This is a genomic window from Frankia tisae, from assembly GCF_025403405.1.
GTDB lineage: Bacteria > Actinomycetota > Actinomycetes > Frankiales > Frankiaceae > Frankia > Frankia tisai.
Window position 1 is genome coordinate 1 of sequence record NZ_JANEZT010000442.1, and the last position, 4,861, is coordinate 4,861.

General features: G+C 72.3%; 4 protein-coding genes. 3 read left to right on the forward strand and 1 reads right to left on the reverse strand.

Annotated elements, in window-relative coordinates; genetic code table 11:
• The first annotated feature begins 309 nt into the window (after positions 1-309).
• Positions 310-1,200: an acyl-CoA thioesterase gene (locus NBZ85_RS27630; RefSeq protein ID WP_261559935.1), complete on the forward strand. Its 891-nt coding sequence runs from the start codon at positions 310-312 to the stop codon at positions 1,198-1,200.
• Between the two features lie 107 nt (positions 1,201-1,307).
• Here NBZ85_RS27630 and NBZ85_RS27635 read toward each other — a convergent pair whose 3' ends face one another.
• Complete coding sequence (locus tag NBZ85_RS27635) at positions 1,308-2,918, reverse strand: MFS transporter (RefSeq protein WP_261559936.1); 1,611 nt, start codon at positions 2,916-2,918, stop codon at positions 1,308-1,310.
• A gap of 121 nt (positions 2,919-3,039) precedes the next feature.
• On the opposite strand from NBZ85_RS27635, the gene NBZ85_RS27640 reads away from it, so the two are divergent.
• The gene (locus NBZ85_RS27640; RefSeq protein ID WP_261559937.1) at positions 3,040-3,873 is read left to right on the forward strand and encodes a TetR/AcrR family transcriptional regulator; all 834 of its coding nucleotides are present in this window, start codon (positions 3,040-3,042) and stop codon (positions 3,871-3,873) included.
• Between the two features lie 87 nt (positions 3,874-3,960).
• A partial coding sequence (locus NBZ85_RS27645) for a protein kinase family protein (RefSeq protein WP_498041269.1) occupies positions 3,961-4,861 on the forward strand: 901 nt, incomplete at its 3' end.

Here is a 4,861-nt window from a genome sequence, read left to right on the forward strand (position 1 = left end):
CCCCTGACCACCCCCGCAGCCGTATTTGTCTCCGGATACAGATCGCCAAGAGGCAAGCTCGGGTATTTTGCGGCTTTTGTGCTGGTCGGCGATTCGTGGCGACGTGGCATACACCACTGCGGCCGGCCCATGGCACCGAACGGGTCGATATTGGCCCGCGAGGCTCCGCGCCGGGCGGAGTCGTGATCCACGCGCGGCGGCCTGTCGGCGGCGCGGCGACCCGTCACCTGTCCGCGCCGAGCTGCGGCGCAGGGTGATCGCGTCCCTCACCGTGCGGCCGGGCGGCCCGCGCAGGGAAAGGGGTGCGATGTGGGTGAACGGTCAGTGGAGACCATCGATCCGCAGCGAGTCGGTTCCTCGTCCGCACAGCCCGAGCCGCCGCTACCGATCGACGCCACAACGCCGGGCAGCTTTACGCTGAGTGATCTGCTGGCGGTGTTGGACCTCGGCGGGGATGTTCCTCCGGTGCCGGCCCGATGTCTGGTGAGCGCGCACGGCGGGATCCTCGGCGCGCAGCTGCTCGGTCAGCAGATCGTCCTCGCGGAACGCCTGGCGCCGGGCAAGGCGGTGCACTCGTTGCACACGATCTTCTCTCGCCCCGGGGACTGCCAGCAGCCGCTCTGGGTCGACGTCGAGCGTCTCGCGCACGGCGGGTCGATCGACGCGCTGGCGCTGTCCTTCCGGCAGGGCTCGCTGCACATCTGCCGGGCGGACGTGATGCTGCGTGCCTCCGAGCCGGACTTCCTCAGTCTGCAGACGAGTCGGGCGGATCTGCCGGGGCCGGCGGGCGCGGTGCCCTTCCCGGATCGGCGGATGATGCCGTGGGAGGTTCGGGTGCTGCCGCGGGTGGAACCGCACCGGCTCGACCAGTGGCAGCGGATTGGCGACGCGGGCGAGGACCCGACGGTGTGGCGGGCCCTGTTGGCACATTCCTGCGAGGTGCTGCCGCTCGCCGATCTGCTCACAGCCTCGGGGATCCCCCCCATGCCGGCCGACCGGCCGCAGGTGGCCGCGGCAGTGCTGTCCCAGACCGTCACGTTCTTCGATGACCTGGACGTACGGGACTGGCACCTGTTCCAGGTCCGCACGGTCCACGCCGGTCAGGGTCGTGCGGTCGCCCGCATCGAGATCTTCGGCCCGGATGGGGTGCAGCGTGCCGCCGCCGAGGTCGTCGGGCTGGTGCGCTCCGCCCGCCGCTGACACCGGCGCCCACCGACCGAGCTGTAGCCGGCGTTCCTCGCCCTTCCAGAGGGCTTTGCATCTGGTTTATCCCTCTGGAAGGGCAAGGTAGACGGACCGACCCGAGGTCAGACCTCGGCGGCGCTGGCGACTGCCTGCTGGTCGCCGTCGGCGGGCCGCGTCGGTGCCGGCGCCTCGGAGGCGGCCGGCTGGGGCCGGCGCAGCCGCGGCAGGAGGAAGGCCACAGGGACTCCGACGGCGAAGACGCAGCCGCCGATGAACAGGCCGAGCGAGTACCCGGAGGTCAGCGCCTCGGGCTGCGGGACCCCGTGCCGGAGCCGACCCTCGGTGTGGTGTGTGGCGATCGTCGTGACAGCGGCGAGGCCGACGGCCGCGCCGATCTGCCGCCCGGTGTTGATGAGCCCGGAGGCAAGCCCGGCGAGCCGGATCGGCACGCCCGCGGTGGCCGCGGAGACCATCGAGACCATCGTGGTTCCCATGCCGAAGCCCATCACCGCGAGGGGGCCGAACACGTGCGACCAGTACGAGCCGCCCGGCGTGATCGCCGACAGCCACAGCAGCCCCGACGCACCTACCGCGGCGCCGAAAACGATGATCGGCCGCGGGCCAAGCCGACCGATCGTCCGCGTGACGAGCTGCGACGCCACAATGATCATCAACGGCATCGGCAGCATCGACAGCCCCGCACGTAGCGGGCTGTCACCCTGGACCCGCTGCATGAACAGGGTGAGGAAGAAGAACACCGCGAACATCGCCGCGCCGAGAAGCGCCGCGATCACGTTGGCCACCGCGATCCCGGGATAGCGGAAGATGTTCAGCGGCACCAGCGGGTTTGCCGTGGTGGCCTCGATCGCGATGAAGGCGCCGAGGAGCACGACCGCTCCGACCAGCATCCCGATCGTCACCGGCGACCCCCAGGAGGAGGTCTCCGTGCGGACGATCGCGTAGACCAGCAGGACCAGGCCGCCCGTCACAGTCAGCGTGCCCGGCACGTCGAGGTCGCGAAGGCGGCTGACCTGCCCGCGTGACTCCACGAGCACCACGCGCGCCGCGACCACCAGCGCGACCCCGATCGGCACGTTGACGAACAACACCCACCGCCAGTCGGCGAGGTCGGTGAGGATGCCGCCGACGACCGTCCCGAAAGCACCGCCGCTGGCCGCCGTCGCACCCCAGGCGCCGAGCGCCCTGGTTCGCTCCCGGCCCTCCGCGAACGAGGTCATCAGCAGGCTCAGCGTTGCCGGGGCCAGCACGGCGCCGCCGAGTCCCTGCACCGCTCGGGCGATGATGAGCTGCGTCTCGGTCTGGGCGAGACCGCCGGCGAGGCTCGCCAGTGTGAACAGCACGAGCCCGAACACGAAGACCCGGCGCCGGCCGAACAGGTCCGCCGCCCGCCCGCCGAACAGCAGCAGCCCGGCGAAGGCGAGGGTGTAGGCGTTCACCACCCACTGCAGGCCACTGGCCGACATTCCGAGATCGGTCTGCATCGCCGGCAACGCGACGTTCACAATCGAGATGTCGAGCACCACCATGAACTGGGCCAGGCAGCACACCGCCAGCACGGCCCACTTCGCCCGGGGAGCCGGCGGCGCCGAAGCGGCCGCGCCCCGCCTACCTGCGGCGGATGTCTCGGCGGACAAGGCGCCCCCGGGCACCGCCGCCGGCGCCTGATCGGTATCGCCGACGCCGGATGCGCCCGTTCCTTCAGAATCTGCCATTCCCAACATCCCCTCCTACCAGCCGTCGTACACCGTACGAGGACTAGGCGCAACACTACGCCGTACGATGTACCAACGCCAAAAATTGCTGTTCGGCTGCGTGTTCGGAGGTGACGAGGTCATGGCCGCGCCGACGGAACCGGCTGTCGAGCCGGGCGGGAGGCGCCGGGCGGGGCAGGCTTCTCCACCTGGGTGCCGGCCCAGTCTGAGCCCCCAGCGGCTCGCCCTGGCCGCCATCGAGCTTGCCGACGCCGAGGGGTTGGCCGCCGTGTCGATGCGCCGGCTCGCCGCCAGCCTGAGCGTCGGGACGATGACGCTCTACTACCACGTCCGCGACAAGGACGAGCTACTCGACCTGATGTGGAACGAGTTCCTCGGCGGGCATCTGCTCGAGGAGATCCCGGCCGACTGGCGGGCGGCGCTGGCCGAGATCGCCCAGCGGACCAGGCAGTCCTACCAGCGTCACCCGTGGGCGCTCAACGTCGCGGTTCGCCCCTCCCTCGGGCCCAACAAGCTCCGCCACCTCGAGCAGTACCTCACCGTCGCGTCGCGCATCACCGACGATCCGGACGAGCAGGTGCGCATCATCCACTCGGTCAGCGACCTGGTGGTCGGCTGCACGCTGCGGGAGCTCAGCAGCCAGGCCTACCGTGCCCCGAACAGGCACGCGGGCCACCACGATCATGATCCTGCACTGCCACTGGAACCGCAACCGGGTTTCGACGAGCTCGTCACCGCCGAGGAGCTGCCGCGGCTGCAGGCGCTGCGGACCGCCGGCTGCCGGCTGCTCGCCCCCCGCTTCGAACATGCCCTGGGCTGGCTGCTCGACGGCATCGAGGCCGCCCATCCGGGCGCCGGGCAGGCGCGCCCGCGTGCCGTCGGTGCGCCCGCGCCCGGCCCGGGCCTCGCGGGCACGGCGGCCACGACCCGGATACTCCCGAAGAAGCGGGCTTAGCAGCCTTCACGGACACGACCTGAGTAGCTACCGTCGGAGAGGCTGCATGCCGCCGGCCATCCGCGAGTCGCATTCGAGGCACCCACCATGACCGCTCGACTACCTCGCCATGTCGCGCCACTCGCCGTCGGCGAATCCTCGGCGCTCGGGCCTTATCAGCTGCTCGGCCGTCTCGATGCGGGCATCACGGGCATCGTCTACCTGGGGCGCGCGCCGGGCGGTGCTCAGGTGGCCATCCGTGCCCTGCACCCGGGCGACGCCCTGCGCGCCGACATGCGGGCCCGCTTCGCGGCGGCCGTCGACCGGGCCCGCGTGCTTTCCGGGCCGCACACCTGCGGCGTGCTCGACGCCGCGCCCGACGCCGACCGCCCCTACGCGGTCACCGAGTTCGTCGGCGGTCCCACCCTGGCCCGCGAGCTCACCGAGCGAGGGCCGCTGTCCGCCGACGAGATCGACCGGCTCGCCCGGACCCTGCTGGAGACCATCGACGCGGCCCACCACACGGTCGGTGCGCTGGGCGACCTGACGGCCACGGACATCGTCCTGTCCGTCATCGGCCCACGCCTGGTCGACCTGGGGATCGCCGCCGCCCTGCGCCCGCTGCTGCTGTCCACGGCCGCCTCCGGGCAGGCAGCCGCGACCGGTCCTGGGGCTGCGTCCGGCGGCGGCTATGTGCCCGGGTACGGCTACGGACCGGCGGCCGGCGGCTGGGACGGACCAGCCGCCGACATCGTGGCCTGGGCCGGCATCGTCGACCTGGCCGCCACCGGCAAGGCGTCCGGCTCGGTGGAGCCGGCGGGCCGCGGCGGCTGGCGGCGCGCGCCGCGGCCCGACCAGGACGGCCCGACCAGCGCCGGGGTGCGCCGCGCGCTGGCCCGGGTGCGCCAGGCCGACGGCGCCTCGCTCCCCGATGTCTCCGAGCTGCTGGCCCTGCTTGCCGGTCCGCGCTCGGGCCGCGCCGGGCGCGACCGCGTCCGCGCAACAGCCG

Bases quoted from the DNA above. Each gene is read 5' to 3' on its own strand.
- NBZ85_RS27640 (WP_261559937.1), top strand. From the start codon at position 3,040: ATGGCCGCGCCGACGGAACCGGCTGTCGAGCCGGGCGGGAGGCGCCGG.
- NBZ85_RS27635 (WP_261559936.1), bottom strand. From the start codon at position 2,918: ATGGCAGATTCTGAAGGAACGGGCGCATCCGGCGTCGGCGATACCGAT.